This is a genomic window from Pseudoalteromonas rubra, assembly GCF_000967655.1.
GTDB lineage: Bacteria > Pseudomonadota > Gammaproteobacteria > Enterobacterales > Alteromonadaceae > Pseudoalteromonas > Pseudoalteromonas rubra_A.
The window spans coordinates 119,378-145,079 of the sequence record NZ_JXYA01000004.1 but is presented as its reverse complement, the minus strand read 5'-3'; the positions used below and the strand labels follow the sequence as shown (position 1 = coordinate 145,079).

19 protein-coding genes are annotated in these 25,702 nt (G+C 49.6%); 5 read left to right on the top strand and 14 right to left on the bottom strand.

Annotated elements, in window-relative coordinates; genetic code table 11:
• Positions 1–67: 67 nt before the first annotated feature.
• The 8 genes from TW77_RS02635 to TW77_RS02600 form a co-directional block, all read right to left on the bottom strand.
• Complete coding sequence (locus TW77_RS02635) at positions 68–2,593, bottom strand: glycoside hydrolase family 3 protein (protein WP_156158587.1); 2,526 nt, start codon at positions 2,591–2,593, stop codon at positions 68–70.
• A gap of 22 nt (positions 2,594–2,615) precedes the next feature.
• Positions 2,616–3,863 carry a sugar MFS transporter gene (locus TW77_RS02630; protein ID WP_046003422.1) on the bottom strand — a complete coding sequence of 416 codons (1,248 nt, stop codon included), beginning with the start codon at positions 3,861–3,863 and terminating at the stop codon, positions 2,616–2,618.
• Positions 3,864–3,937: 74 nt separating this feature from the next.
• Positions 3,938–6,895, bottom strand: a complete 2,958-nt coding sequence (locus TW77_RS02625; protein WP_046003421.1) for a TonB-dependent receptor — start codon at positions 6,893–6,895, stop codon at positions 3,938–3,940.
• A gap of 62 nt (positions 6,896–6,957) precedes the next feature.
• Positions 6,958–9,618, bottom strand: a complete 2,661-nt coding sequence (locus TW77_RS02620; protein ID WP_046003420.1) for a glycoside hydrolase family 16 protein — start codon at positions 9,616–9,618, stop codon at positions 6,958–6,960.
• Positions 9,619–10,060: 442 nt separating this feature from the next.
• Entirely contained in the window at positions 10,061–10,894 is an 834-nt protein-coding gene (locus TW77_RS02615; protein ID WP_046003419.1) for a LytR/AlgR family response regulator transcription factor, read from the bottom strand.
• A 2-nt stretch (positions 10,895–10,896) separates the two neighbouring features.
• Positions 10,897–12,018 carry a sensor histidine kinase gene (locus tag TW77_RS02610; RefSeq protein ID WP_082078796.1) on the bottom strand — a complete coding sequence of 374 codons (1,122 nt, stop codon included), beginning with the start codon at positions 12,016–12,018 and terminating at the stop codon, positions 10,897–10,899.
• A gap of 135 nt (positions 12,019–12,153) precedes the next feature.
• Entirely contained in the window at positions 12,154–13,521 is a 1,368-nt protein-coding gene (locus TW77_RS02605; protein WP_046003418.1) for a leucyl aminopeptidase family protein, read from the bottom strand.
• A 114-nt stretch (positions 13,522–13,635) separates the two neighbouring features.
• A complete protein-coding gene (locus TW77_RS02600; RefSeq protein ID WP_046003417.1) occupies positions 13,636–14,016 on the bottom strand; it encodes a hypothetical protein in 381 nt (126 codons plus the stop codon).
• A 445-nt stretch (positions 14,017–14,461) separates the two neighbouring features.
• Between TW77_RS02600 and TW77_RS02595 the strand changes: the two genes are divergently transcribed.
• The gene (locus TW77_RS02595; RefSeq protein WP_046003416.1) at positions 14,462–17,122 is read left to right on the top strand and encodes a TonB-dependent receptor plug domain-containing protein; all 2,661 of its coding nucleotides are present in this window, start codon (positions 14,462–14,464) and stop codon (positions 17,120–17,122) included.
• Positions 17,123–17,214: 92 nt separating this feature from the next.
• Complete coding sequence (locus TW77_RS02590; protein ID WP_046003415.1) at positions 17,215–18,660, top strand: tetratricopeptide repeat-containing sulfotransferase family protein; 1,446 nt, start codon at positions 17,215–17,217, stop codon at positions 18,658–18,660.
• On the opposite strand, the gene TW77_RS02585 is transcribed toward TW77_RS02590, so the two are convergent.
• On the bottom strand, positions 18,652–19,566 hold the full coding sequence (locus TW77_RS02585; RefSeq protein WP_046003450.1) for an alpha/beta fold hydrolase: 915 nt from the start codon (positions 19,564–19,566) through the stop codon (positions 18,652–18,654). The two genes, TW77_RS02590 and TW77_RS02585, sit on opposite strands and share 9 nt — an antisense overlap.
• 152 nt (positions 19,567–19,718) lie before the next feature.
• On the opposite strand from TW77_RS02585, the gene rlmF reads away from it, so the two are divergent.
• The gene (gene rlmF, locus TW77_RS02580) at positions 19,719–20,585 is read left to right on the top strand and encodes a 23S rRNA (adenine(1618)-N(6))-methyltransferase RlmF (RefSeq protein ID WP_046003414.1); all 867 of its coding nucleotides are present in this window, start codon (positions 19,719–19,721) and stop codon (positions 20,583–20,585) included.
• A gap of 29 nt (positions 20,586–20,614) precedes the next feature.
• On the opposite strand, the gene TW77_RS02575 is transcribed toward rlmF, so the two are convergent.
• From TW77_RS02575 to TW77_RS02560, 4 genes are all read right to left on the bottom strand, one after another.
• Positions 20,615–21,196 (bottom strand): thymidine kinase, encoded by a 582-nt coding sequence (locus tag TW77_RS02575; RefSeq protein WP_046003413.1) that lies wholly within the window; start codon positions 21,194–21,196, stop codon positions 20,615–20,617.
• Between the two features lie 62 nt (positions 21,197–21,258).
• Positions 21,259–22,089 (bottom strand): hypothetical protein, encoded by an 831-nt coding sequence (locus TW77_RS02570; protein WP_156158586.1) that lies wholly within the window; start codon positions 22,087–22,089, stop codon positions 21,259–21,261.
• A 72-nt stretch (positions 22,090–22,161) separates the two neighbouring features.
• Complete coding sequence (locus TW77_RS02565) at positions 22,162–22,626, bottom strand: methylated-DNA--[protein]-cysteine S-methyltransferase (protein ID WP_046003412.1); 465 nt, start codon at positions 22,624–22,626, stop codon at positions 22,162–22,164.
• A 27-nt stretch (positions 22,627–22,653) separates the two neighbouring features.
• Positions 22,654–24,012, bottom strand: a complete 1,359-nt coding sequence (locus TW77_RS02560; RefSeq protein ID WP_046003411.1) for a DNA-3-methyladenine glycosylase 2 family protein — start codon at positions 24,010–24,012, stop codon at positions 22,654–22,656.
• Positions 24,013–24,351: 339 nt separating this feature from the next.
• Here TW77_RS02560 and bfr (TW77_RS02555) point away from each other — a divergent pair, with 339 nt between their 5' ends.
• Both bfr (TW77_RS02555) and bfr (TW77_RS02550) read left to right on the top strand, forming a co-directional pair.
• Positions 24,352–24,822, top strand: a complete 471-nt coding sequence (gene bfr, locus TW77_RS02555; RefSeq protein WP_046003410.1) for a bacterioferritin — start codon at positions 24,352–24,354, stop codon at positions 24,820–24,822.
• A 9-nt stretch (positions 24,823–24,831) separates the two neighbouring features.
• A complete protein-coding gene (gene bfr / locus TW77_RS02550; RefSeq protein WP_046003409.1) occupies positions 24,832–25,296 on the top strand; it encodes a bacterioferritin in 465 nt (154 codons plus the stop codon).
• Between the two features lie 60 nt (positions 25,297–25,356).
• On the opposite strand, the gene TW77_RS02545 is transcribed toward bfr (TW77_RS02550), so the two are convergent.
• Positions 25,357–25,551, bottom strand: a complete 195-nt coding sequence (locus TW77_RS02545; RefSeq protein ID WP_010380974.1) for a (2Fe-2S)-binding protein — start codon at positions 25,549–25,551, stop codon at positions 25,357–25,359.
• Positions 25,552–25,702: the final 151 nt, after the last annotated feature.

The window sequence follows — 25,702 nt, the reverse complement described above, 5'->3', positions numbered from 1 at the left end:
TATCATACTCAGAGTCAATCAGGCACCTCAGGGTGCCTGATGTTTATTGTGCCTGGATGCGAAAAGCTTACTCCTGACAAGATATAGAAGCCTGTGTATCAGCAGCTGGCTGGATACTTATGTCACTGAAAGACAGGCTCATATTACCAGAGGCAGAAAGTTCAAATGGCATCACCATTTGGTCAAACGCCACCCCTTGTCTGGCAAAACATTGCAAATCAATCGTCAGCGTTTGCCACTGCTGTGCAGCCAAACCTTGCAGTTCAGCCGTGATATCGACATCAGAGCGGCAACTTCCCGGCTTATCCCCTTCGCTTTGGCAGTGCATGCCAACAAACGCTTTGTCTGCAACCGCATTGCCGCGCTTTATCGTCATACTGAGCACGCCCGCAGATGCCTGATAACGGGCTAAATCCTCTCTGAAGCCGTTGCCACTGACAAACTGCACACCCGCTGTCGGGCCTTGCCAGTCGACTCTGAAAGCATCTTCCTGGATAGCCTTATCTATGGTTCGAAAACTCAGGCCGCCCAGTGCCATACTACTGGCGCTGACAGCAAGGTTTTGCTGACCCGAGAACAGTCGCATCTGCCACGGCTGCTGTGTTTTGCCATTGAATATCTCATACACGTCTGAGGTGCTGAGCGCAGTATCAACTTGCTCCGGCAAAGTGTTGCTCAGCACTGAAGGCTCGCCATAACTCAAACCAAACCCATAGGGCAGTAAAGGCGCATAATCTTTATCACCACGGTTAACCGGTTTGCTGGGATGTGCAGGCCAGGAAAATGACAAGCGACCGCTAAAGTCGTGCTGTATTTCACCCTTGCCGTTTCTCAGTAACACATCGGCAACGGCCTCACCCTGAGAACCCGGCAGCCAGGCTGCCACAAAGGCATCACTGGCATTGAGCTCTGGGTTCACCCACATAGGTCTGCCACTGATAAACACCGACACCACAGGAATGCCTTGGGCCCTGAGTGACTTTAACAAGGCCAGGTCGCGTTTGTTGCCATGCTGATAAATCAGGGTTTCGCGGTCGCCATGCCCTTCGGCATAGGGCTCCTCACCAAATACCACAATGGCTACATCCGGTTTGGTGTCAAACTGGCCGTTTTCGCTTAGTTCAACCTCCCCTCCCGTCTGTTTTATCTGGCGTGCCAGCCCATCGTAAATTGACTGGCCACCTGGAAAATCGCTATTCTGATTATTGGTGCCCTGCCAGGTAATAGTCCAGCCCCCCGATTGCTTACCAATGTTGTTCGCCGCATCACCGGCAATCAAAATGCGCTGATTGGGGGCCAGCGGCAACAGCTGCTGATTATTTTTAAGCAGAACCAGGGACTCCCGCACAGCCTGACGGGCAATGTCGCGATGTGCCTCGTGGCCAATTAACTGTGTATTGTTAGCATGCGGGCGATTTGCCGGGCTGGGTTTATCGAACAATCCTGCGCGGAATTTTACCCGCAGAATACGACTTACCGCATCGTCGATACGGGCCATGGGAATAACCCCCGCTTTGACCTGAGCAATGGTGTTTTCCAGCAAAGGTTTCCAGGCATCGGTCGGGACCATATACACATCCAGACCAGCATTGACGGCCTGCGGACAATTGTCATTCTGGCACCCGGGGATCTGACCATGGCCATTCCAGTCACCAACCACAAAACCATCAAACCCCATTTTGTTTTTCAGCACGTCGCTCAGCAGGTAGCGATGGCCGTGGATCTTCTCACCCTGCCAGCTGTTGAATGATGCCATCACGGATTGTGCGCCCGCCGTCAGACCGCCCACATAACCCTGAGCATGAATATCAAACAACGCTTGTTCAGCGTCGATATTATTGCCCTGATCGTCGCCTTTGACCGTGCCGCCATCACCAAGGAAATGCTTCACGGTGCTTATCACCCGATCGTTACCCAGGAAGTCCTCATCAGCATGACCCTGCAAGCCATGTACTATGGCTGCGGCATAGGCTTTTACGATTTCGGGGTCTTCCGAATACCCTTCATAGGTGCGTCCCCAGCGGTCATCACGTACCGTGGCAACCGTCGGCGCAAAGACCCAGTCAATGCCCGTAGCCATCACTTCTTTCGCCGTTGCCTGGGCAATTTGTTCAATCAGCTCCGGATTATTCGCAGCCCCCAGGCCGATATTATGAGGAAATAAGGTGGCACCAATCACATTGTTGTGACCATGCACCGCATCGGTGCCCCACATAGTCGGAATGTTGATGCCATCCAGCGAGTCATCCACAGAGGCCTGATACATGGCCTCAGCGAGATCAACCCATTCTTTAACACTGGCATGTTTGTTATTGCCCGGAAATGCCCCGCCACCATTGAGGTAAGAGCCGAATCCGTAACGGCGCATATCGTCCACTGTGATATCACGAATTTCGGGCTGGATCATCTGAGCCACTTTCTGCTCTAACGTCATCTTGCTGAGCAAAGCGGCTACCTGACGCTCAATGTCGGGATCTTTGGCCACCTCAGACTGGATTGTGGGCCAGATATCAATCCCTTTTACCGTTGCCCCAGGTTCAGACTGGCTGCTACATGCGCTAAGCACAGCGACGGCCAACACACTCAGTGACATTTTAATTGTTTTTTTCTTCACTTTACTTCTCCGTGGATAGAAAAACAGGTCGGTGTCCCTTGAGACCAAAGTAACCGATAAACACGTAACACACTGCCGGAAGCAGGAAAGACAGTTGCACACCAGAGATATCCGCCACCATCCCCTGAAGCAGCGGCACTATGGCGCCACCCACAATGGCCAGGCACAATACACCTGCACCGTGGCTGGCGCTGTCGCCCAGCTTCTCAATCGCAAGGCTAAAAATGGTGGGGAACATAATTGAATTAAACAAACCCACAGCAAGCACAGACCACATTGCCACTGGGCCTTCGGTTACAACGGCCAGACACAACAACACAATCACCATCACTGCGTTGAATGCCAGCACTTTGCCCGCCGCAATTTTTTGCATCACCAGTGCACCGACAAAACGCCCAACCATGGCGCCGCCCCAGTAATAGGCAATGAGTTGCGCGGCCTGCGCTTCGTTTAATCCGGCAATGCGCGGATCATGTAAAAAGTTCACCAGGAAGCTACCAATGGCAACCTCAGCACCGACGTATAAGAAAATCGCCACAGCCCCCAGTTTGAGATGTCTGTATTGCAGGGCTTTTTTCAACGAAGGCGCGCCCTGAGGCTCTGCCCCCAGTGACGGCAGCCTGATAAAGGCAAAGACGATGGCCAACACGGCCAGTGCGCCTGCAATCATCAGATAAGGAAATTGCACCGCTGAGGCATCGGCATGTGCCGGTTCGCTAGTACCGGAGAAAATAAGCCAGGCACCAAAAAAGGGCGCAACAGTTGTCCCCAGAGAATTAAATGCCTGCGTCATTGTCAGCCGTGACGAGGCGGTTTTGGCCGGGCCCAGCGCACTGACAAACGGATTAGCAGAAACCTGTAACACGGTAATGCCCGAGGCCAATACAAATAAGGCACCCAGAAACAAGCCATATGCCCCAAGCTCTGCAGCCGGATAAAACAACAGGCAACCTACACTGGCCACACTCAGACCTGTGATAATGCCCTTTTTAAATCCAATCCTGCCCACCAATATGCCAGCCGGGATGGAGACGATAAAATAGGCGCCAAAGAAGCAAAACTGCACCAGCATGGCCTGAGTATAAGTTAAGGAAAAAGCCCCTTTCAGATAAGGAATTAGGATGTCGTTTAAGCAGGTAATAAAACCCCACATAAAAAACAACGTGGTCAGCGTGAATAAGGCAAATCTATGCCCGTTACCCGGCTGCGCCTCATGCTGGGTATCCAGCATCACAGATGAACTAGCCATAATGAATTTCCAATAAAAAATAGGACAAGCGGGCTCTGGCACCGCAATCGGCGGCGACCAGAGCTTACTCAGAATTAGTTAAACGTGTAGCGAAAGCCCAGCGCATAACGCGGCCCGTATTGGCGGGCAAACAGGAATTGACGTTCATAACGGCCAAAACCCTGCTCGGTTTCATCATTGAGGTTGACGCCTTCGAAGAATACAGTCAGCTGCTCGGTCATGTCGTAGTTAACGCTCATGTCCCACTGGCCAAAGGCCTTGGCAAACTGTGGCGGGTTATCCGAGGACCCCTGATCCTGCCCAACCCCTATCAAATACTCATCGCGCCAGGCGTAAGTCAGTTTTACCGACAGGCCATCGAGCTCATAAAACACCTGGAAGTTGGCTGAGTCGCTCAGTCCGGTCAGCGGAGTTTGCTGCTTAAGGCTGGCCACATCAAACTCCACATCCCCATTCACAAAGGTGGCGTTGACACCCACACCGAAGCCGGTCTCACCAATCAAGTGCTGCACAGCAACCTCAATACCATCTACCGACTTGGTGTCCGGGGCATTAAACGGTCGGGTAAAGTCCCACACAATTAGCGGGTCTTCGGCGTTTGGTGTGATATACCCCTGCTCATTGAGTGTTGCGCCATTGGCCTGCATTTGTGCAAAAATGGCGTCATTGGTGGCCTGCTCGCCACGGCTTTCGATATCAGCAACCGCTTGTAACCATCTTGGCCCCTGATATATATCGTGAAAACCGTCTACGGTGGTCGAATTCACCTGACTGCCGATGAAGTTTTTCACCGACTTATCAAAGTATCCAATAGCTGCATAGCTGCCCTCGCTGTAGTAGTACTCCAGGCTGAGGTCAAAGTTGGTCGACTCGAACGGTTGCAAGTTGGTATTACCTTCGCTGGCATTGCGCGAACCGATTTTAGGGCTATTGGTAAGACTTCGGCCACCGACCAGGTCGCCAAGCGGCGCTCGGGAAATGGTTTTACCCCAGGACAGTCGGGCAACCAGCTCATCGGTAACATCCACGCGTAAATCCACCATAGGTAACACCACGTCGTGCTCACCTTCAAGGGTAAAAAAGGCATCTCCGTCAGGTACGTACTGGGTATGCCATTCACTGCCGCCTTTCCACCATACGGCCGTTGGCGTTGGCTGGAAAGTACTGCTGGTCACATCCGTTTGTTCGTAGCGGACACCGGCGTTTATCTGTACCGGATAGCTCGCAACCTCGAACTCCCAGAAGCTCGACAGATAGATACTGCTGGTTTCTTCTGTCACGCTGTCGCGCGACAGAGTGCCCATGTCGTGATATGCCGTAGTCGCAAAATAATCTTTGCCGCCAAGTAATTCATTGGTCAAAAAGGCTTCAGAACGAGCGGCAACCTCATCAAAGTCAAAGGTGTAGTAATAATGTGGCTGCAGGGCACTGCCACCGCCATCAAATGCATTTAAAAAATCACTGGTGTCATGTTGAGTAAACATGCCGTCGGGGAACAACTCCGGCCAGGCAGGATTAAACAAGAAACCACCAATCAAGCCACTCCAGGCGTTAGAGCCACTCATTTCTTGCTCTGTACGTGCCACACCAAACTTGATATTCACCAGTCCCCAACGGTCACTGAGGTTTTCCCATACGCCATCAAGCTGTAACTGCTCAACGGTCGCTTTACCGGGTGAATGTACAAACTGGCTAAAATGAGAGTCAATTTCACTGGCTGCCAGCTCGTTGGTGCCGTTTTTCCACAAAATCTCAGCATGGGGGATTTCGCCGCTGCGATAGTCATAGCGTTTGGTTGTTAACTGATCCGACCCAAGCACCAAAGTGCCTTCACTGCCAAGGCCAACGTCTGCGCCATTATCGGTTTCGCTTTGCGAATCATGATAATCCAAAGTGAGGCTCAGCGTATCGCTGGCCTGCCACTGAACATTAAAGCCAATGGAGCGCTCTTTGACTTCGGTCGTCGAACGTGAGGCACTGAAAGAGCCATCGTTACCGCTGATATCGGCATAAACCACTGTGCCGTTTTCATCCAGCTCATAGCCATTGATGTTGCCGCCGTAGTCATTCCACATCCCCCATGAAATGCCATTTTTACCGGTTATGGATTTGGTCCCGGTATAGTCCAGGGTCATCACCAGATCGTCACCGGGCGCATACTGAAAGACCACCTGACCATTGGTTCTTTCACGCTGCAAATCGCTTATTTGATAATTCATATCCCTAGGGAAGAAGTAATCCCCAGCTGGCACCCCTTGCTCATTCAGCGGGCGATTGTCGATAACGTTACCGGCCTCCAGGTTGGTGGGTAAATCCACATTTGCCTGCCAGCCCTGAATGTTGGCACTTTGCTGCTGAAAATCACGGCGATGGTGATTGATGTTAAAACCAAACCCGACGGTTTCATCCAAGAATGCATTGGAGTATAAAGCAGAGACCTCTGGTGTGATGTCATCACCCGCCACATTGGAGGAGTCGTGAATGGCCTTGGCAGAAAAGGACATTTTCTCTGCGCCACTGTCGAGCGGGCGGGCTGTGACGATGTTGACCGTGGCACCCAATCCACCGGTTGGGTTATCTGCGCGGGCAGTTTTGTACACTTCCAGCGCCGTTACCCCGTCGGATGACAAGTTTTCAAAATTATAGGAACGACTGTTTCCCGTTCCTGGCATTTGTCTGCCATTGAGCGTGACCAGGTTAAAGTCGGGGCCGAAGCCACGCACGGTTATCTGACTGCCTTCACCGTTACTGCGACTCACTGCCACACCGGTAATACGCTGCAAAGACTCCGCCAGGTTGGTGTCGGGAAACTTACCCATTTCTTCTGCTGAAATCGCATCCACCACGCCAGACATATCCCGTTTGACGTTCATAGAGCGGATCAAACTGCCCTTGATCCCACGTACCTCGATAACCTCGGGCGTTTCTTCAGCAACCTGCGACACGGCTTCCTCAGCTTGTACCATAGAAGTACCAAGTACCGCACCGATCAGAATCGCGACATGTGAGAGTTTATAATTTACTGTATTCATAATGACCTGCTTGAATAATTTTCGCTGTCTGGGCGAGGCAACGCCACGCCATCGGTTTGGTTTTATTGCGCTGTAACCATCACATTATCGAGCCGATATACAGCTCCTTCACCCTGCCCCCAGGCTGGGTAAATCATGATGATGTCAATACCGCTGATGTTCACCCCACCATCTTGCAGTGTCTGAAGTGGGAAAGTATAGGTCTGCCACTGGCCAACCTGAGGCGCCACCGCCTCCAAGCTGTCGGTCAGATTAAGTTCCAGCGCAAAACTGGCATCCAGTGCTTCTATCTTAAACTTCCAAGGCGCACTGCTATCATTGGGCGCTGTCACTACTTTGAGATCAAACTGCACTGCGCCTTTTTCAAGATAAGCAGACGCATCCAGATAGTGGCCATCTTCAGCAAACAAGCCCATTACCGTAGGCTCGCTGCCTACTTGAAATTCAGCCACCATGCCCTGAGTCATATCATCGTTTTCAAGTGTTGGCACAGAGCCGCCACAACAGTCCCACAGCGTCCATTTGGCTGCCACATCATCGGCAAATAACACTTCCCCGGCAAAATTATCGGCCTGATTCGGGTCGTAAATTTTCACGTTATCTATGCGATATACTGCACCTGCGCCCTGGCCCCAGCTGGGAAAAACCATTAAGACGTCAATCGCACTGATGTCCAGACCAGCTGCAACCAACTCGGTTAGCTTAAACGTGTATGTTTGCCACTTGCCAACCTCAGGTACGGCTTGCTGGATACTGGTATCTAAAGTCAGCTCGGCTGCACTTTGCGCGCCCACCGATTCCGCTTTAAAAAACCAGGCTGCGCTGGCATCTTGTGGTGCACTGACCACCTTCATGTCAAACTCAATCACGCCGTTAGAGAGGATAGAAGACGCATCGAATGGCGCAGCTGTGACGCCTTCAGCCGTAATAAACTCTTGTCTGGAAATAAAGCCCATCACAGTTGCCACGTCACCGATTTTAAATTCTGCTACATTGCCATGGGCATCATCGTCTAGCTCAACCGTGGGGACGGTTCCACCACAGCAATCCCACATTGGCCAGGCTGGGTTTTCGCTCTCCTCAAACACTGTCAATGCGGTGGTTTTACCTGGTGTCACAATCGCAACATCTGCGACGCGATAAATTGCGCCTTCACCACTGCCCCACGCCGGGAAAATAAGCAATGCATCAATACTGCTGATGTCCAGCCCCTGCTCAGCCAGCATCTGAAGCGAGAACGTAAAGGGTTGCCATTGCCCAACCTCAGGGATGGCCCCTTCTGAGCTTTCAGACAAGGTCAGTTCAACCGCTTTTTCTCCGTTAGCGCTTTCTATTTTTAACATCCAGGGCGCGTCTGTATTTGCAGGCGCAGAAGTCACTTTCAAATCAAAACGTACAACACCGGATTCAATCAACGAAGAGGCATCGAACGGGCTGGGGCTGCCTCCCGCGTCCGACGCCATTGGATCACGAGAGATAAACCCGTTGACCGTGGGCTCACTGCCCACGCTGAACTCGATGACAGTGCCAGCTACGTCGTCTTCCACCAGCGCAGGTACGCTGCCACCACAACAGTCCCACGCTGGCCAGTCTTTATTGAGCTCACCGTCAAAGATTTGCAGGCTATCGCCTGAGGTTGCAGGCGGCGGGGGGCTGGGCGCTTTACCTTCAACCAGCGCATCTTCTAAAGAATCCCACCCACTGCGAATAGTGTCGCAGCCTTTACCTGTTTGCGGGTTTTGCTGACACTGGTAGACCCGCACATAATCCACCTCAAACGTCTGTCCATTAGCAAAAGCGTCTGCATTTACACCCGTCTCATTGACGGCTTCCGGCCAGTTTCCACCTACCGCAAGATTCAGGATCAGATAGAAATTTTGATCAAACGGCGCGCTGTCCCAGTGCGTTACCAACTCACCGCTGCCCTGATCATGATACTCGGCAAACCAGCCCCGATGTTTAAGGCTGAAGACATTGCCTTCACTGTCGTATAGAGGTTCGGACTGGCGTTGTGTCGCGTACAGATAATCATCCACGTACCAGCGTATTTCTCCCTCTTGCCATTCCACCGCGTAGGTATGAAAGTCATCGGCCGGGTTAACACCATCCGGTAAGCTATGCGATTTACCAGAGTGAACGTTGTCAGGCCAATCCTTACCATAATGTAAGGTCCCGTAGACATGGGCCTCAGGCATACCATCCGCATCTTGTGCTTTGAGGTTTACCGCCTCAACGATGTCAATCTCGCCAGACTTAGGCCAGCCGCCATAGACTTCGTCCGTTGGCAGCATCCAAAATGCCGGCCAGCTGCCCTGCCCACTTGGCAGTTTCGCCCGCATTTCAAATCGACCATATTTGAAATCCGCTTTGTGCTTTGTAATAAGGCGCGCAGATGTATAGGGCTTTTCAGCATCTTCCGCAGCGCGAAGCGCAACTATTTTCAGTGTGCCATCGCTGACATACGAATTGACTGCATCATCGGTATAGCATTGACGCTCTTCATTGCCACCACCCTGGCAGTTCACTTCGTGCGTCCAGTTTTGGGGATTAATTTGTGACTCGTCAAACTCGTCCTGCCAGACAAGCTGCCAGTCACTGACCGGCGCCGCGGGATCTGTTTTGCTCAGATCGGTGCGTGTTTTAGCATCGCCGCCACAGCCGGTTAAACCAGCCAATGTAAGCAGGACACTCACTGCGGTGAGGGATTTTGCAACTTTTATCATAATGTGTGTTCCAACTAATCGTTCCGATTGTTGCGCAGCACGGACGTGTTCTTTTCACAGTCTGGCACAAGGCCGCTGTTGTTGTTATGTGCGCGCTGCCATATAGGAATGCTGGCAAAGCGCACTGTCCGTACTACCGGGAATGAGCAGCGAACCAGATGACCGGTTCGGACTGCGCCTGAGGGTATCCTGTAAAATTAACTGAAATGTTACAATGGAAACGCGCCATCACGGGCAACTGCTGCGACACAAGAACGTGGGCCACAATAGTGCACGACAAGACGATACAAAAATAGGACGAAAGGTTAGCCTTTTGTTTTACTTAGCTTTTGGAGGGTATCGGGTACATACATATTGCACCAAAACTTGCAGTCGTTGCACCAGAAGAGGTAATACTTCTGGCTGCCGACTGATATTTCTTGTTTGTAGTAACGCGAACCAGCTAGCTCAATGTTTTCTTTTTGGCAACAAATTGCTGTAATGCCTGACTATAATTACGACTGACTTTGAGCTCCACTTGTCCTTTAAGTGTCACCAGGCTCTCGTTATTTCGCATAGGTTTAATCGCAGTGACATAACTTAAGTTAACTATGGTCGACTTATGGATCCGGGCAAACAGGCTGCCATCCAGCAACGTCTGTAGTTTTTTCATGGTAATGCGCAGGACATGGGTTTCTGACTCAGTGTGCACGCACATGTAATCGCCGGCAGCGTCAATCCAGCGGATTGTGCCCATCGGAACAAAGACCTGCTCATTATCACTGTTTTTAATGATCAACTCTCTGTCCTGCTTAGCAGGCAATGGGCGGTCTGTTTCCAGCCAGGATTCTAGCTCAGTTACCGCAAGGCCGGAGGTTTGCGTGAGTGCCTGAAGTAATCGGTATTTTTCCTGCTCTGCCTGACGAGGCTGGCGGCGCTCCAGGATCCGGGTCACCGTTTTTTGTAACCGGCCAAGGTTTGCGGGTTTCAGGACATAATCAATCGCATTGAGCTCAAAGGCGTCTAATGCATAATCGCTGTAGGCACTAACAAATACCACCATGGGCAGTACATCCGCCTGTATAGCCTGCACCACTTCAATGCCATTAAGCCCGGGCAGTTGCAGGTCCAGAAATAACACGTCGGGGCACAACTCATGACATAAGCGGATCGCGTCATCGCCGTTTTCGGCCTGACCAATGACCTCGACTTCCGGGATCTTGGCCAGTCTCAGACTCAATCCCTCAAGCGCGAGAGGCTCATCATCAACGATGATGGCTGTCAGTGGCTTTGTCATAATTAGTCAACCTCGTAGGGCAGCACTAAGGTCACCGTGTTTCCCCCGGCTGCGTTTTTATTCAAAGATATGGTGAAATTCCCGCTGTACGTAACGTCCAGCCTGGATTTGGCATTGTTCAGCCCGATGCCAAACCCTTTTACTGCCATGCTATCATTGCCAGTCCCGCTGTCTGAAATTTCGATAACAAGTTGCTGTGCTCGCCGCTTTGCCGAGATGCTTATTTCTCCGCCCTGTTTACTGGGCTCAATGGCATACTTGATGGCATTTTCAACCACAGGCTGACACAACATATTCGGTACCAATGCCTTCAATGCATCGGGGTCGAGTGCATAGCGCACCGACAGGCGCGCACCAAAGCGCACTTTTTCGATAGCCAGATACAACTCAATCAGCCGCACTTCTTCTTGCAAAGAGATCCTGCTACCTTCGGTGGCCTCGAGCGAGTGGCGAAAAAAGTCACAGAGCTTGTCGAGCATTTCTGACGCCGCGTCATTGTCTTCTTTGAGGATCAAAGTTGAAATGGCATTCATGGTATTAAACATGAAATGCGGATTGAGCTGATAGCGCAGCATTTGTAACTGCGCGTCTTTTGCCTGTGTTTGGGCTCGCAGTAAACGCTCATGCTCTTTTTGCAATCGGCTGTTGTAAAGCATGATAAAAAATATCGATGTCCAGACAAACATGGTGGTCAGTGAAAACAACAACCAGCCGCCAAACTCCAGCATATTCCAGGCCTGATCCCAGCGCTGGTCATGTACTATGACCTTGTAGCTGGCGAGCTTGATAATGTTATAAATCAGGCCCAGTAAAGCCGCAGAAAGAAAGCTAATAAAGAGTGTGCGCTGCAATGGCTGATGAATGATCCTGCGGATAAACAACCACTGTATAAGAGACAATGCAAAGCCACTGAGACTTTCGACGCCCAGATTGACTATCTGTCCGGTGAGATTAAAACCGGGCGAATCAAACTGAGGCTGAATGATTGCCAGAAACACCACAGCCGCATAACCAAGCCAACCGGCAATTTGTAAGCTCCAGAACTGCTTAGATAAATGAGGTAGTGCGGAAGACTCTGGCTCAAGCGGTGCCAGTTCAGCTTGTTGCGGTGTAAATACAGACAAAACAGTACTCAGAATAAGGCTCTATCCTGCGACACTCTAAAACTTTTTAAAAATTTAGCAAGCCAGCCAGTACGCTTTTCCCCGTTTAGAGACATTAAAAAAGGGCCATCACGGCCCTTTTATCAATTTAACAGCTTATGACGCATAGCGCTGTTCAAGGTAAGCAAAGGTGGCTCTTAAGCCAAGTCCTTCGCCACCAATCGGTCTGCCGGGTAAGGCACGTATGTTCCACGCCATCACATCAAAGTGCACCCAGGGCGTCTGCTCTGGCTCAACAAACTCTTTAAGATACAATGCGGCGGTGATTGAACCACCAAACGGGGTTGACCCACAGTTTGCCATATCGGCTACATCGCTCTTAAACAATGCCTTGTATTGATCGAACAAAGGCAATTGCCAGATGGGATCCTGAAGCGCATTACCTTGAGCAATCATCGCATTGGCGACTTCCTGATCGGTACTGTAGAAGCCTGGTAATTCTGTACCCAGCGCGATACGACACGCACCGGTCAATGTGGCGAAGTCAATCAGCAGATCAGGCTGCTCTGATTGTGCCTCTGCCAGCGCATCACACAGTACCAGTCGACCCTCAGCGTCTGTGTTGTCGATTTCAACAGTTAAACCTTTACGCGTTTGGATCACATCGCCCGGACGAAAAGCGTTACGCGAAACCGCATTCTCTACCGCAGGGATCAGGACTCGCAAGCGTACTGGTAACTGAGCGGCCATGATCATCTGTGCCAGACCCAGAACATGCGCGGCCCCGCCCATGTCTTTTTTCATGTTACGCATGCCAGAAGCCGGCTTGAGATCCAAGCCACCTGAGTCGAAACACACGCCTTTACCAACCAAAGTCAGTTTAGGTGCATTTTCATCTCCCCAGCTGATATCCAGCAGGCGTGGCTTGTTTTCACTGGCTCTGCCCACCATATGGATGGTTGGATAGTTATGCTCCAGCAATTCGTCACCGACGATTTGTGTAAACCGTGCCCCAAACTTGGCTGCCATTTCAGTGCAGATCTCTGCCATATGTTGCGGCATCATATCGGCGGCAGGCGTGTTGACTAAATCTCTGACCAGGTAAATGGCATCCGCCTGGTCCTGCAGTTTTTTCAACATAACTTCGGACTCTATCGCCAGTTTTGCACTGGGCGCAGATACCTTCTTGTAAGCATCGAACGTATAGGCACCAAGTAAGTAACCAAGCGCCGCCTGTTCTACAAAGGCGTCATCACCTTGAAAAGAATAAATGCCTTGTGGCAGCTGGGCGGGCAGATCACCTGCCAGCCACATATCGTCCAGCGACTCAGCCAGACATAGCACGGCGCTAAGTTCGCCGCTCTGGATATCTGGGATCAACAGGGTTTTTTGTGCTTTATGCCTGGTAGCCAGCGTGATGTTTTTAGCTTGTGGCGCATTTTCCTCTAACCATTCGCTTAGCTGGCTTTCCTTTATAAAATGTACCGGTATTCCTTGTGATGAGTGAACAAGTAAATGACTCATACGTGCCTCTTGAATTACATAAACCTGACAAGAGAATACCAAGGTGGGAAGAATATTTCACTCACTGGATGAACAAAGCGGACTAATAAACGGGAATAAGCCCCAAGTTTCGCTTTAGTCGGTTGATTTATCTTTACTTTTTGGCTTTTTGCCAATCGAGAACGAACTAGGTAATACGTCGACTCCTAACCACTGACCCAGCTTAACAATGAGCGGAATGGTAATCGGCGCAAAAGGCAGTAAGGCAAAAACCCCCAGGCCAAGCCCCTTTAAAATATCAACAAATTGCTGATTCGCCGTCGCCAATTCTTGTTTAGACACGCCACCTTGCGGATAACGTTTGTAAATATCTAACATTGCGCGAGTTTCTTGCTTTTCCTGAGCCAGCGCAATTTTTAAACCAACCAAAGCGCGTCTTAATCTTAATTGTTGGCGCTTTTTGCTGATCCTTGCGACTCGAATGGGCGCTTTATGTACTACTTTAATTAATCGCATTCGCATACTTGAGGAATAACACTATTTCCAATACTAGCAGAAATAAAAACTGGACGTTAGCTTAGCGTATTCGCATCAGTCGGCTCTCATTAATTAGTCTAATACCAAGCTGTTTAGACTATCTCAACTACTAAACCGAGGCTTACAACAGTTCACATTTTAAACACCTCAGCAAAAAAATACGCCAAAGTACGCAATAATGATATTTTAGTGCACAATTCCCGCCCTACTTTGTACCTATTTAAAACCCGAAACAGTCCATTTTTTGTACCACAAACAAAAAGTTATTGAAAAATTTGACCTTGTTAAATTCACTGCTACCTTTAATGATGCAGTGAACATATTTGCAATTATCATCAATAAAGGGTACACAGATAGTTAACCAAAGATGTGCAGCGTATGTAAATTGTGAAATAAGACAACATATAATAACTGGGGAAACAGGATGAAACTACAAACAAACGCGCTAAGCCGTGCGATTAAATTTGCTTTAGCGTCAACGGCAACAATGGGGTTAACGGTCGCCAGCGTACAGGCAGAAGAAGCTGATGCAGGTGCCGAAAACAAGAAAATTGAAAAAATTGCGGTGGTTGGTTCCCGTGCCGCGCCACGCTCTGTCGGCGACTCTCCCGTACCAATCGATATCATCGGCGGTGATGACCTGAGCAAGGCCGGTGGCGACGACATGCTGGAACTGCTTAAAGGTTCAGTGCCCTCGCTGAACGTTCACGCTAACCCTATCAGTGACGCTGCCTCTTTGGTACGCCCCGCTAACCTGCGTGGCCTGCCAGCAGACTCAACCTTAATCTTACTGAACGGTAAACGCCGTCATCGCTCCTCCGTAATCGCCTTCTTAGGCGGCGGTATTAACGACGGTGCTCAGGGCCCGGACATTTCTGTGATCCCCAGTGTTGCACTAAAGCAAGTAGAAGTGCTGCGTGATGGTGCAGCGGCACAATATGGCTCCGATGCCATCGCCGGGGTATTGAACTTTGTACTGAAAGATGCGTCTGAAGGCGGCAGTATTTCAGTCAAACAAGGCCAATATTATGAAGGCGACGGCGACACAACCACAGTAGAAGGCAACATCGGCCTGCCATTTACTGATCAAGGTTTTGCCAACCTGAGCTTCCAGTATAAAGAAGCGGATCCAACCAGCCGCAGTGTTCAGCGTCCAGATGCGCAAGCGTTTATGGATGCGGGCTTGGAAGGTGTGCGCGATCCGGCTCAAGTCTGGGGTGCACCAGAGATAAACGACGACATCACGCTATTTGGTAACGTTGGCCTTGAGCTGACAAACGACTCCCAGTTCTACATGTTCGGTAACTATTCTGAGCGTGATGTAAAAGGCGGCTTTTATTATCGTAACCCAACTACGCGTCCTCAGGTCTATGGTGGTGTGATCCGTAACGTCAATGGTGAACCGACCAGACGTCACCCAACTGATGAAGCACAACAAGCAGCGTGGGATGCGGCAACGCCAACGGTATTGGTGGGCTCATTAGACGGCTACGATCAGCAAATCAACTGTCCTGTTGTTGAGCTTCAGTCAAATGGTCTGCCAGATCAAGCGGCACTGGACTCGCTTGCAGCAGCAAACTGCTTTGCCTTCAACAATATTTTACCAGCCGGTTTCACGCCTTTCTTTGGTGGTAACATCACAGATACGTCACTCACCATTGGCACCAAAGGCGAGTTTACAGATGGCTTTATGAAAGGCGCGTATTATGACTTCAGTGGCTCAGTGGGCCGCAACGAGTCCCGCTACTTCATTACCAATACAGTTAATGCCTCAATGGGTCCTGATACCCCAATGGAGTTCAGCCCGGGTAAATACATCCAGCTTGAAAAGAACTTTAATGCTGACTTCTCGAAAGGCTATGACTTTGACCTGGCCTACGATGTCAACGTAGCGGGTGGTCTTGAGTGGAAAGAAGAAACATTCGAAGTTATTCCTGGTGACGAAGCGTCCTTTATCGCAGGCCCGCTTACACAGCAAGGCTTTGGTATCGGCTCAAACGGTTTCCCAGGTTTTAAACCATCACAGGGGGGCGAGTTTTCACGCCGCAGCTACGCAGCCTACATTGATATTGAAACACCATTTACCGAAGAGTTTCTGATGGGCTGGGCGCTGCGTTACGAAGACTATGACACCTTTGGCTCAACAACTAACTACAAAGTAACCTGGCAATATCATGCGACAGAAGATCTGGCGCTACGTGGTTCACTCAGTACTGGTTTCCGTGCTCCTACGGTAGGTCAGGCGAATGTAAGTAACGTTCAGACTAACCTGAGCAGCGGTGTACTGGTTGACTCAGCACTGTTACCGCCCACTAACCCTGTTTCACAGCTACTGGGTGGTAGCGAGTTGCAGCCGGAAGAGTCGCAAAGTTATACCTTTGGTGCTGTCTATCAGTCGGGCGACTTATTCCTGACTATCGACTACTACAATATTGAAGTAGAAGACCGCCTGAGCCAGTCGAACAAAATTGATTTAACACTGGAACAAAAGGCAGCGTTAAAAGCCGATGGTGTGCCAAATGTAGACAGCCTGGCGCAGGTATCTTTCTTTACCAACGACTTTGATACAACAACTCAGGGTGTCGACATCGTCGCTAACTACTCGATGGACCTGTTAGGCGGCTTTGCCACCTTCAGTGCGGCCTATAACTGGAATGAGACAGAGGTTGATAAGTTCTCTGCTATTACCGGTGACTTTAAAGTAGCGCGTCTTGAAAAAGACTTACCACAGCACCGCGCAACTTACACCTGGACGCAGCAGTGGGAAGACTTCTCAGGCTTCCTGCGTTACAACTACTACGGCGAATATCAGGGCGTACACGTAGATTATGACGCAACAGCGATTATGGCCGATCCGTCATTCACGTTTGACGCTGAGCTGACTTACTTTGCAACTGAAAACATCAGCCTGACTGTTGGTGCGAATAACATCTTCGACCAGGATGCAGAGAAAGTCGTCGACTTCCTGGAAGACGGCGCTACAGAGCTTACTCCCTCAAATACCTGGGGTGGCATCTACTACGAGACGTCTCCATATGGGATCAACGGTGGCTTCTACTATGTAAAAGCAACTTATACGTTCTAAAGATTTACTGTAACCCAGAAACAAAGGGGGAAGTAGCTATAGCTATTTCCCCTTTTTATTTTTATCATGTATCAAAACTGCTTTAAAACCATATGTTACTGCTAGAAAGAGCCTCAGAGTTACTCCAAGAAAACCGGCTACGCGAAGCCGAGTTTATGTTCAAGCAAGTCCTTAAACAGAACCCAAAAAACGGCAAAGCCCTGTTTGGCCTTGGCAGGATCTGTATGCGCCTTGAACAGTATGACAACGCCATTTATTATCTCAAACGCGCCTGTGAGCATCTTCCTAAAATGCTCGATCCCCTCTATGCGCTGGCCGATGCGTTTGTCGCCGTTGGCTCTCCCGTTGATGCCAAAACCGTACTTGAATACACCCTCAGTGTTGCCCGGCATAATGCTCAGGCCCACTATCATTTAGGTCAGTTTTACCTCGACTACGGCTTTATTGATAACGCACGCAATGTGTTTGAAGCTGGCCTTGCCTGCCCACATTCTGGTATCACTGTGTTTATGATCCATGAATTGATCAAGCTTACCGAAGGCGACAAACTTAATGAGTATCTGGCGTTACTCGATACACTTGATGCCGACCTGGAAAACCCCAGGCTGCACATTGTTACTCATTATGCCAAAGCAAACGCCCACGAGAAGCTGGCAAATATAGATGCCGCTTTTAGTCATTATCAGCAGGCAAATTCTGCTCAGCATGCGCTTTGTGATTTCCACACCTCAGCCATGCAACCTTTCTTCGACTATTTAAAAAGCAGCTTTAACGAAGCGTACTTTGCCAAGCCCGCAGACAAGGTCAAAGCCACCTTTACACCCGTGTTTATCGTTGGCCTGCCCCGCACAGGTTCGACCTTGCTGGAACAAATGCTGATCCAACATTCTCAGGTCGGCTCTATGGGCGAAAGCACAGTGATCAGCGACGATATTGTGCCCTACCTGAGTATGCGCAACGAAGCACCATTCCCGGATTGTACCAAAACACTCAGTACCTCTATGCTGGATCATTGCCGTAACTTATACGTCGATGAAATAAAACGGCATCGCGTTGCAGAAGAAGCTGTGATCAACAAGCTGCCGGCTAATTTCCAAAATATTGGCCTTATCTACAAACTGTTCCCCGATGCGCGCTTTATCCATATGACCCGGGAGTTTATGCCCAATGCCTGGTCAGTATATAGCAACCATTTTGCCGAAGATGAGCCCTATTTTTGCTCTTTGCAGGAATACCAGCTCTACAGCGACATGACAGACGATGTAATGGCACACTTTAAAGCCATGTTGCCACGTAATATCCATACAATGAGCTACGAAAAGCTCCTTGAGGAGCCCGAGCGGGAGATCCGCAAGGCACTCAACTTTATGTACCAAAAATACGAGCCGGAGTGTATGGAGTTTTATAAGAGCCACAAAGTGGTATCTACCCTGAGCAAAGCACAGGTGCGTAAACCACTTAACACAGCCCCGCTGGTAAACTGGAAAAAATTTGAGGCGCAGATCACCAAAGAGCTGGCTTCGCCCGACTCACACTGACGGGACCTGCCCGAACCGCTCGAACCAGGCCAGTATGTCAGAAAACTGGTCGTGCCTTGCCGCGCTGTGAGTTAACATATTGATGTGGTCATAATCATGCTGATGTCCATAGCGCCTGCCATAGACGACAATTTCCTGAATGCCGGTACCCGACTCAGCCATAAACTTTTTGATATCAATTGGCTGCGCCAGCGCTTTGTCTTTGACTCCGGCGATATGTAAGGTGGGTGGCAAAGCTCGGTCTTTGAGCGCGGCGGCGTAATCGAAACCATCATCGCTGTCTACCCACGGCAGGCGCTTTGCCCATTGAACACTCTGCGCATGAGACTTACGCGTTTCATTGTCTGAGCCCCACTTTAGCCGCTTGGCAGGCAGGTAACCATGCTTATTAACCTGCCAGAACGCCAGGGTATACCAGATGAGGTTGGCTTTAAGCAGCTTCTCCGGATGACGATTATAGAGGCTGCGTTTTGTACCAAAGTATACACAGGCACTGACATGCTCTATTTCGTTGGGAAACCTGGCAAAGACACTGTTTAGCAGCACCCCGCCCCATGAATGCGCAACCCAAAACTGAGGACGATTACCCGTTTTAGCCGTTATAAACTGCAAAATAGCGGGAATGTCCTCAACAATCGACTCAGTTTGACCATGTGTATCCCCTTTACTGATGGCAGGTTTGCTGTCCCCTCTGCCACGTAAATCGGCCACAAAACATTGATAGCCCTGACTGGCTAAAAAAGGCGCTAACCCTTTATTGCTCTGGGTATAAAATATCTTGCCGTTTTCAACAGCCCCATGTATGAACAGCACAGCCGGACCTGAATGTTGCCCATGGTAAATATGACGCAGGTGAAGCTGGTGGCCTTCACCAACCGGCACATAGAGAGAGTTTTGCTTGATCATGTCAAAGTATAGAGTCATTTTTTAAACTCATCGTACCAGCCAGTAATGGCCATCGCAAGTTTGCCCACCCCGTCAATACCGATAAAGGCACAGCGCAAAGCGAATAATTTAGATATAATGGCGTATCAATGAAGTAAGTAAATAGTCATCCGATGCATCCCAGAAACAAACACCTACAAGGCTATGACTTTGCCCGGCTTTGCCAGGCAAACCCGGCCTTAAAGCAGCACTTACATAAGAACCCTCATGGTCATGACACCATAGACTTTAGCGACCGAAATGCGGTCGTGGCACTGAATCAGGCACTTCTTGCCAGCGACTATGGCGTGCAGTTCTGGCAACTGCCTGAGCCATTTTTGTGCCCGCCAGTACCCGGGCGCGCCGACTATATTCACGCCCTGGCGGACTTACTTGCCGAGGACAATCAGGGCGAAATCCCCACCGGCAAGCAGATCCGCTGTCTCGACATAGGAACCGGCGCCAACCTGATCTACCCGCTGATAGGTCAGGCTGAATATGGCTGGCAGTTTACCGGCTCAGATATTAATCCTATGGCTGTGTCTGTGGCGCAAACGCTGGCTAAAGCCAATGGGCTGGGGATCAAAATCAGGCAACAAAAGGATCAGCACGCCATTTTCAGTGGCATCATAGGGGCAAAAGACAGTTATCACCTGACTATGTGTAACCCACCTTTCCACGAAAGTGCAGAGGCAGCGCAAGCCGGTACAGCGCGAAAGTGGCGTAACCTGGGCAAGTCACAACGACCCGAGAAGTTGAATTTTGGTGGTCATGCCCCGGAACTCTGGTGCCCGGGTGGTGAGCTGGCCTTCATTAAATCTATGATTGACGAAAGCCAGGACTTTGCAGAGCAGGTTGGCTGGTTTACCTCGCTGGTCTCTAAAAAAGATAACCTGCCCGCGTTGCAACAAGCCATGCAAAAGACCAAAGCGCGTGATATCAAAGTGATTGATATGCAACAGGGCCAAAAGACCAGCCGTTTTATCGCCTGGCGCTTTTAGCTAATTTAAAGGGTGCTCACAGGCAGAGTTCAGAGTTTATTGAGCTCTGCTTTATAGTGTTTTCTGCATACCGAAACATAGCGGTCGTTACCCCCAATTTCGACCTGCGCACCGTCTGCAATCGCTCGCCCTGTTACGTCCAGCCTTAATACGTGGTTGGCCTTGCGACCACAGTGACAAACCGTTTTCAGCTCAATCAGCTTGTCTGCCCAGGCCAGCAGATACTGTGCGCCTTCGAACAGTTCGCCGCGAAAATCGGTTCTGAGCCCGTAACACAGTACCGGGATCCCCAACAAATCGACCACATCGGTTAACTGTGAAACCTGCTGCTTGTTCAGAAACTGGCTCTCATCGACCAGAATACAATCCAGAGATTGCTTGTCATGACACTGATTAATCAGACTTAACAAGTCTGTTGTGCTCTCATACGTATGCGCATCGGCTTCAAGCCCGATCCGCGATGCTACTTTGCCAACTCCGGCGCGATCATCCAACGCAGCAGTGAGAATAAACGGGTTCATGCCCCGTTCGCGATAATTAAATGCAGATTGCAACAAAGTGGTAGATTTACCCGCATTCATTGCTGAATAATAAAAATATAATTGCGCCATGTGCTGATCAGCCGCTAAAAAAATTCGCGATAGTCTACCCAAACTAAGTCGAATAAGCCAGCCTAGTCAAATACCTGCCAGGGTGCCTGCGCGGGAAGTCTGCTACTATCCTGAGCATCTCCCGGATAGCTTTGCCGGTTAATGTAAGCGATATAAATATGGTGCAGCTCAGTGGTACTTAAAGAAGACCACAAGGCCTGTGCGGTGGGAGCATGCAATGCTCTGAATTGTTTAGAAAATGTCAGATAACCAAAGCTGATGTCGAGCGGCGGATATACCGCTTTAAGCTGCCTGCGATAGGGAAACGCAGCAACCGCTTTACCATCTACCTGGCATAGCCCAAAGGTGCCGTGGACTTTGCCCTTAAGGACCAGCTCAAAGGCATCGCTCTGAGAGTCGGTATTCAGGATAGTGTATTTGTCGCTGCCTACCGATTCGGCCACCGAATAGCCTCTTGGCACTGCCAAATTGATAGGGTAAACCTGCTCGGCAATGGCGTTTTGTAACTGACTCATCCCCACCAGGCACGTACCCAGTCGACTAATAGAGCTCAGTGTATCGGGTGAGCCATCGTCATTCAAAGGATAAGCAAGAAAATCCTGGCGCGACGGTCGATAGCTGGCGATAACCGCATCCACTCGATTGCGTTTAATTTCATACAGGCAGCGCTGCCAGGGTTTGCGCACAAACTGAAACTGTACGTCGTCGACCTGAGTTTCGAGCTGCCTTAAAATTTCGATGGTTGCCCCGGGATTTTCCTGTGGCACATCCAGTCCGTTACCCAGGAAAAAAGGGGGGATATGTTTGTCTTCGTAACACAGTCTGACAGACACTTTTGCGGCCACCTGGCAGCAGGCCAGCAAAAACATCAAAGAGATAAGAGTAAATCGCATTAAAACAGACTTTTAGTCGGGCTTTATCTTATTATATAACCCACCCGGAGGCTTGGCTATGATGAGCCAACATTAGTGGGTAATTTTTATCCCTTCATGGGCTAACAGCCAGGACTTTCTCGCCAACCCGCCTGCATAGCCTGTCAGCTTGCCGTTTGCACCAATTATACGATGACAAGGGACGATAATGCTGATTGGGTTTTGACCATTGGCAGAGCCAACCGCCCTTACGGCCTTCGGATTATTGAGCATATTTGCCATCCAGCCGTAGGTGTTCGTCTCACCAAACGGGATCTGGCACAATAACTGCCAAACCGATTGCTGAAAAGGTGTCCCCTGCGTGTCCAGTGCCACATCAAAACTCGTCCGTTGTCCGTCAAAGTACTCCGTCAATTGCGCGCAGGCACGTTGCAGGTGTGTATTGCTCCCCTCTGGGTACTGAGATTTCGGCGCAAAACCCACATAACTTAGCCCTTTATCGCTTGCCTGTATGGTTATATCGCCAACGGGACTTGCCAAAACAGTTTGAATTTTCATAATTTACTCCTTTGCATGAATACGTGTCTATGCCAGTTGTTGCCATAAATGAAAAGTCAGATAACTTCTGAATGGGGCACAGCCGGGTTCATCTATCTGTCCGACCTTATCAATCGCTTTTTGCACGCCCAAATCACCACCCAGATAAATATCCGGCGCGCTCAGGCCGCGCATTTTGGCGTAATCGACAGTCCAGGGGCCTATGCCTTTGATTGCCAGCCAGGACTCAGGGGCGCAATCCGGCGCATTCACATAATGCTGTGCCAGCGCGATGATAGCCTGTTTACGACGCTCAGGCATTTTAAAAAAAGCCAGCTCAGATGCCGCTATCGCAGCAGGACCGGGAAACTGATAGGTGCCATCTTGCAGTGGCTCACCCAGTGCTTCAACCAGCTGGATCATCAGGTTCTTAGCCGCCACCACGCTGATTTGCTGCCCGAGTATGGCACGTATGCCGGCCTCAAACGGTGTCCAGATCCCAGGTAACCTGAGCCCCTCTTGCAGCACTATCCCATCGCAATGCTGCTGCAAATGTGCATTGATAAACACGGCGTCTGCATCCAGGTCTAAAATGCGGCGAATATTACTCACCACCAGAGGCAAACCTTTCAGGTCATTCATTTCAATCAATACTCTGAAACGATTCTGCTCGCCTTCAAAGTACGCGCTAAAACGCCCCTGATACTCGCCCAGCGTAAAGTTACGACCGTAGCTGGTGTCGTCTAACCATTCCAGTCCCCTAACCAGTCGGTGTGCTAAAAATTCCCTAAGCAAATGCCAGTTGTAAGGCGGGCGAAACGCCATCATCAACTCAATCTGGCGATTAGCCTCTGCCCCGCGACGTAAACTGGATGGTGTTATCTGATATAGCCGGCTGAATGCGTCGTTAAAACGGCGCTGAGAGTTAAACCCACAGGCATAGGCAACCTGAGTTACCGGCAAGGCCGTTTGCTGCAACAATTGCTTGGCCAGATCGCACTGTTTGAACAAAGCATATTGTTTAGGCGCTATGCCATAATACTGCTGAAATAGTTTTCCCAGATAACGTGCCGTGATCCCCAGTTTGTCGGCCAGCTGCTCAACACAGGCACTGCTTAGAAAGCCATTGTCTATCATGCGCTTTGCCCGAACCGCCGTGGTTTGCGTGCCCAGCCAGGCATAACTGCCTGGTGCACTATCTGGCCGGCAACGAATACAAGGCCTGAAGCCAGCCTGGGCAGCCGAATGCCCGTGCTGATAATACACTACGTTGTGTTCTTTTGCCGCCGGTGCAGGGCAAATTGGGCGACAGTAAATGCCGGTGCTTTTCACCGCCACATAAAATAACCCATCAAACCGCGCATCTCTGCTTTTTCGTGCCTTTTCGCAAACTTCTGAGGTAAACATACTTTACTCTTGTGTGTGACCCGAACCCAGTATAAACCAAATAGGCCCAGATACTGGCCATATTCGGAACCCAATATACAGGGTTCAGCTGATGTCGTAGCGATTATGCGCGATTTATAATGATGACCGGGCGCACTATAATACCGTCCCCTCTCCCAGCAGGCAGGATCAGCTCTGCCGCTCGCCTATTGCATCTGATTGCTATTTAAAGTCCAAAAACTGAACTGAAATGAGAATAATAATCACTTGTTAATATGTTGATTTATATAGATTTTTTGTTGACACGTGAAATTAAATACGTACACTGGCGTCAATTTAGAAAGAATTGAGGTGACACTTATGCAAGGCAAGCAACAGGTAATTGATGCATTCAACGCACTACTGGCCAATGAGCTGGCAGCAATTGATCAGTACTTTATTCACTCCCGCATGTATGACGACTGGGGACTGAACAAACTTTATGAGCGTCTTAACCACGAAATGGAAGAAGAAACCACACACGCAGACTGGCTCATCAAGCGTATCTTGTTCCTTGAAGGTGTCCCTAACATGACCAAACGCCGCGACCTGCTTATCGGCAGCGACGTTAAGTCAATGATGGAAAACGACCTTAAGCTAGAGCTGGAAGTGGTTGAAAGCGTTAAGCACGCGATCAAGATCTGCGAACAAGAACAAGATTACCAGTCACGCGCGGTACTTGAAAAACTGCTGTTTGATACCGAAGAAGACCATGTTTACTGGTTGGAGCAGCAAATCGGCTTGATTGACAAAATCGGCATCCAGAACTATCTGCAATCTCAGTTGGCATAAGGGGTCATTATGAAAGGCGATAAAGCTGTTATTAGTGCACTGAACACCGTATTGGCAAACGAGTTGGTGGGTATTAACCAATACTTCCTGCACGCCCGTATGTTTAAGGATTTTGGTTTTGCAAAGCTTGACAAAGCAGACTATAAAACGTCTATCCAGAAAATGAAAAATGCTGACCGCCTGATTGAGCGCATTCTGTTTCTGGAAGGCCTGCCTAACTTGCAGGACCTGGGCAGACTCAAGATTGGCGAAAACAGCGAGGAAATGATTGCTGCCAATATGGCATTCGAACAGGCATCTTTGGGTGACCTGGTAGACGCCATTGCTTTGTGTGAAGAAAAGCAGGACTACATCAGTCGCGAAGCGCTGGACAATATCCTCAACGAGCAGGAAGAACAAATTGACTGGCTGGAAACTCAGCAACACCTTATCAAGGTGACTGGCATCGAAAACTATTTGCAGACTCAGATGTGATACTAAAAAAGGGCTGAAAAGCCCTTTTTTTTGAGAATGTGTATTTAATACAGTGAGGGGTTAAGCAACCTGCTCTGTAACATCAACGATGTCGATAAGCTTTTCATTCAGTATTTTCTTCGCACAGTTACAGCACTTACCGCACTGAGAACCTACACCCAGCTCTTTGCTCAAATCACGCATAGACCTTGCGCCATCATCAATAGACTCGGCGATTTTTTTATCCGTCACACCGTGGCAAATGCAGATATACATAACTGAAAACCATTCTCAATAACCTTAACTGCAGATAAGTTTAATCTAAACAAAAATGGTTATCAACAACAAAAACAGAAATAATGAGAATAATTCGTAGTTGCATTGCTTGGGCTTTTCTAACACCTTCTAGTTCAAAGGCTTAGGCTTT